This window comes from Micromonospora sp. ATLC20 (assembly GCF_057196585.1).
In genome coordinates, this window is sequence record NZ_JBXUOV010000291.1 from 1 (window position 1) to 4,223 (window position 4,223).

Here is a 4,223-nt window from a genome sequence, read left to right on the forward strand (position 1 = left end):
GGCCACCCCGGCGCCCGCCGGCCCGCCGGCCGCCGCGCCGGCCCCGGTCGCCGACGACGGGGGTACGGCGGAGGACGGCGCGGACGAGCTGAGCGAGCCGCTTCGCGAGCTGAACGGGCTGATCGGCCTGCGCGGGGTGAAGCAGGAGGTCACCGCGCTGATCAACCTGATCAAGATGTCGCAGGTCCGGCTCCAGATGGGCCTGCCGATGCCGCCGATGAGCCGGCACCTGGTCTTCGCCGGGCCGCCCGGCACCGGTAAGACCACAGTGGCCCGCCTGTACGGCTCGGTGCTCAAGGAGCTGGGCATCCTGTCCAAGGGCCACATGGTGGAGGCGGCGCGGGCCGACCTGGTGGGCCAGTACATCGGCTCCACCGCGATCAAGACGACCGAGCTGGTCACCAAGGCGCTCGGCGGCGTGCTCTTCATCGACGAGGCGTACACGCTGTCCAGCGGCTCGGGCGGCTCCGGGCCGGACTTCGGCCAGGAGGCCATCGACGCGCTGATGAAGATGATGGAGGACCACCGCGACGAGCTGGTGGTGATCGTCGCGGGCTACTCCGAGCTGATGGAGCAGTTCCTCGCCTCCAACCCCGGCATGGCGTCGCGGTTCACCCGCACCATCGAGTTCCCCAACTACTCCGTCGAGGAACTCGTCACCATCACCTCGAACCTGGTCAGCAAGCACTACTACGAGCTGACCGACGACGCGGTGGAGGCGCTCACCGCGTACTTCACCCGGGTGCCGAAGAACGCCACGTTCGGCAACGGCCGGGTGGCCCGCAAGCTGTTCGAGGCGCTGATCAACAACCAGGCGTCGCGCCTGGCGACCACGCCGCCCACGAAGGACAACGAGCTCAACCGGCTCACCGCCGCCGACGTCGAACCCGAGCTGGCGCTGCTGGAGGACCTGCCGGTCGAGCAGGGCGAGCAGCCCGACGCGGCGACCGACCCGACCGGTGCGATAAACGCGGCCCGCAGCTGGAAGCGGATCTGCGGCCTGGTCGGCGGGCAGCGGGTCAAGGAGGCGGCCGGGCAGACGCTGTTGCAGCTCTGCGAGGGACGCAACCGCCGACGCGGCCCCGGCCGCACCGGCAACGTGCTGCTCGGCGGCCGGGCCGGCAGCGGCCGCAGCGAGTACGCCCGGCTCTACGCGGCATGCCTGTCGGAGCTGGGCCTGGTGCCGGTCGGCCAGCTCGTGCGGGTGAGCACGAGCCGGGAACTGGCGCCGCAGTGGCCCGGCCAGGCCGGCAGCCTGGTGGACGCGGTCCTCGACGACGCGGCCGGTGGCGTGCTCCAGCTCGACTACGTCGACGACGCCTCCGGCGTCGCGCCGGAGATCGCCGAGGCGCTGGTGGACCGGATGCGCTCCCGGCTCGGTGATCCGGTGGTGGTGCTGACCGGCGAGGAGGCGGCCCTGGCGAGCCTACGGGCCGCGGTGCCGGCGGTGAACGAGGTGTTCGGCCAGCAGTGGTCGGTACCCGAGTTCAGCACCGACGAGCTGGCCGCGATCGTGCTGCGGCACCTGGTGCGGCGGGGCCACGAGGTGCCCGACGACGTCCGGGCCGCGCTGACGCAGCTCGCCGGCCGGCTGCCCGAGCGCACCGTCCACGCCGCCCACCAGTTCTCGCTCGGGCTGACCCGGCGCACCGGCTCCCGTACCCTCGCGCTCGCCGACCTGGCCGCGCCCGGCCCGGCGGCCGGCGAGCGGCTCGGCGGCCTGGCCGCCGTCGGCTGACCACCACGACCGTCCCACACAGAAAGGCCCGGCATGCAGCCCGAGTCCAAGCCCGTTCCCCCCTCGTTCCAGGAGTTCATGGAGAACGCTCAGCGCCTGGAGGACCAGATGCGCAACGCGCAGGCGGAGCTGGAGCGGGCGATCGTCACCGGCCGCTCGCAGGACGCCACTGTGGTGGTCATGGCCAGCGGTCTCGGCAAGGTCCAGGCCGTCCGGGTCGACCCGAGGGTGTACGAGCAGCGTGACGCAGCGTCGTTGCAGGCGGCGATCATGGAGGCGATCCAGACCGCAGCCGCGAACGCCGGGAAGCTCGCGACGGAGAAGATGGGCCCCGTCGAAATCAATCTTCACTGACTGAAAAAAGTCTGACCAGCGGCTATGGGCAGATCTTCACGGCTCCGCGCCCTCGGGAAAGAGAGTGTGGAGATTTCCTGAAGGACCCTCCATGAGACTGTCAGCCCCTACTGACAGTGATGGAGATGGCTGTGGAGCAAGTTGCCGTCTTTGTGCACGCGCCCGACCCGCTGACCCACACCGGCCTGACCGCCCACCTCCGGTCGCGCTCCGACATCACGCTGCTGGACAGCGCGGACCGGACGCGGGCGCAGGTCCTCGTCGTCGCCGCCGAGCGGCTCACCACCGACGTGATCGCGATGCTGCGCCTCGCGGCGACCGAGATCGGCGCCCCGGTCGTCCTGATCACCACCGAGGTCAGCGAACAGGAACTCCTCACCGCCGTGGAGTGCCGGGTCGTGGCCGTCCTGCCACGCGCGGCGGTCACCGCCGAACGCCTCGTGCACAGCGTCCGGGCGGCCGCCTCCGGCGGCGGCGTGCTGCCCCCGAACCTGGTGGGCGAACTGCTCAAGCACATCGAACGGCTCCAGCGCGACGTGCTCAACCCCAACGGGCTCAACGCCTCCGGCCTGACCGCGCGCGAGATCGACGTGCTGCGGCTGATGGCCGAGGGCTTCGACACCAACGAGATCGCCGACGAGCTGCGCTACTCCGAACGCACGGTGAAGAACGTCATCTACGGCCTCAACCACCGGCTGAAGCTGCGCAACCGCTCGCACGCGGTGGCCTACGCCCTGCGCTCCGGCATGATCTGAGGTGATCACGCGCCACACCGTCGGCAACGCCCTGGTGCTGCACGCCAGCGAGCGGATCAGCACGGAGGCCCGTACGGTCGCGCTGTCGGTGGACCGTGATCCCGACAACGACATCGTGATCCTGGACCTGCAACACGAGCTGCCGTTCGACATCTGGGACACGGTCGCGACCGAGCTGCGCCGGCAGCGCCTGCGCCGGGGCATCCGGCTGGTGGTGTGCGGCGCCCGCCCGGAGACCGGGGCGCTCGCCGGCCAGTGGCTCTCCGACCGGCTTGGCCGGCCGGTGATCGCCCCGTTCGGACGGATGATCCCGGGCGCGGCGGGACTGCTGTTCGTGCACGCGACGGATCTCGGCGGCTGGGTCTGCTACCGGCGCGGCCACACGCCGGTCTGGCAGTCGAAGCGCTATCCCGTACCGGCCTGGGACGGCGCCGCCGTCGACCACCTGACGATCAGTTCGACCTGCGCCGCCGAGCCGCTGCCCGGCGGCGTCTGGCTCCGGGAGAACCGCGACGAGGCCGCCGTGGCCGTACACGGAAGCCACCTCACCTCGACGATGCCGTGCCTGCCGGACGCCATGCCGGTCCTGGTCGGCTGCCCCGGGACGGCGCCGCTGCGCCTGGACGACATCGCCCGGTTCTGGCGCGGCCTGGCGCCCGAGGGGCGCGAGCACGCCCGGTTCGTCCAGTACGGCCCGGTCGCGCTGCCCGACGGTGAGCCGTTCGGGCAGGCGCTGGCCGACCTGCTGCGCTGCCCGGTGCGGGTCTTCACCGGCGTGCCGAGCGGCCGCCCGGACGGCCCGGCCCTGTTCACAGTCGACGCCGACGGGCGGCCCGGCTGGCAGGTCTTCGCCGAGGAACTGGCCTACCGGCCCCGGGAGACCCTCGGGGCGAAGGCGGTGACGCCGCGCATCCTGCGCCACCGTGCGCCGCCGGAACTCGGCGAGCCGGTCGGCCCGCGCGTCTACCGGTACGCCCACGACGCGGTGGTCGAGGTGATCCCGTCCGGCCTCTGGCTGCGCGGCCCGGAGCCACCCCGGCACGCCGACCGGATCCGCGCGGTACCGATGGACCCGAACCGTGTCCGGCTCGTCGTGGACGACCCGGCGCCGGCCGCGGCGGACCGCCACCGGGAACTGGCCGGTGACCTGGCCGCGCGGCTGGATCCGGCGACCCGCAAGCGCGCGGCGGTGCAGCCGTCCTCGCTCGTGGCGCCGGGACGCCCGGGGCTCTCGGCACGCGGGATCGAGGCCGGGACGTACCGGCACACGACGGGTCACGCCGCCGGACTGCCTCCCGCACCGTCGGTGCCGGCGCCCGTCCCGGAGCCGGTGCCCGTCGCCGTGGCGGGCCCGCCCGCGCCGTCGGCCGCCGAGG

3 protein-coding genes and 1 pseudogene are annotated in these 4,223 nt (G+C 72.8%); all 4 read left to right on the top strand.

Translation table 11 applies throughout. From position 1 onward, the window contains the following. Positions 1-1,738 (top strand): AAA family ATPase (locus AC2CHG_RS30230; protein ID WP_484526086.1); only part of this gene is annotated, 1,738 nt, incomplete at its 5' end. A 33-nt stretch (positions 1,739-1,771) separates the two neighbouring features. After that, positions 1,772-2,092, top strand: coding sequence for a YbaB/EbfC family nucleoid-associated protein (locus AC2CHG_RS30235; protein ID WP_262015019.1), 321 nt, complete (start codon positions 1,772-1,774; stop codon positions 2,090-2,092). Between the two features lie 119 nt (positions 2,093-2,211). Beyond that, complete coding sequence (locus AC2CHG_RS30240; protein ID WP_194802792.1) at positions 2,212-2,847, top strand: helix-turn-helix transcriptional regulator; 636 nt, start codon at positions 2,212-2,214, stop codon at positions 2,845-2,847. A gap of 1 nt (position 2,848) precedes the next feature. Next, a pseudogene (locus AC2CHG_RS30245) lies at positions 2,849-4,223 on the top strand (hypothetical protein); the annotation flags it as partial.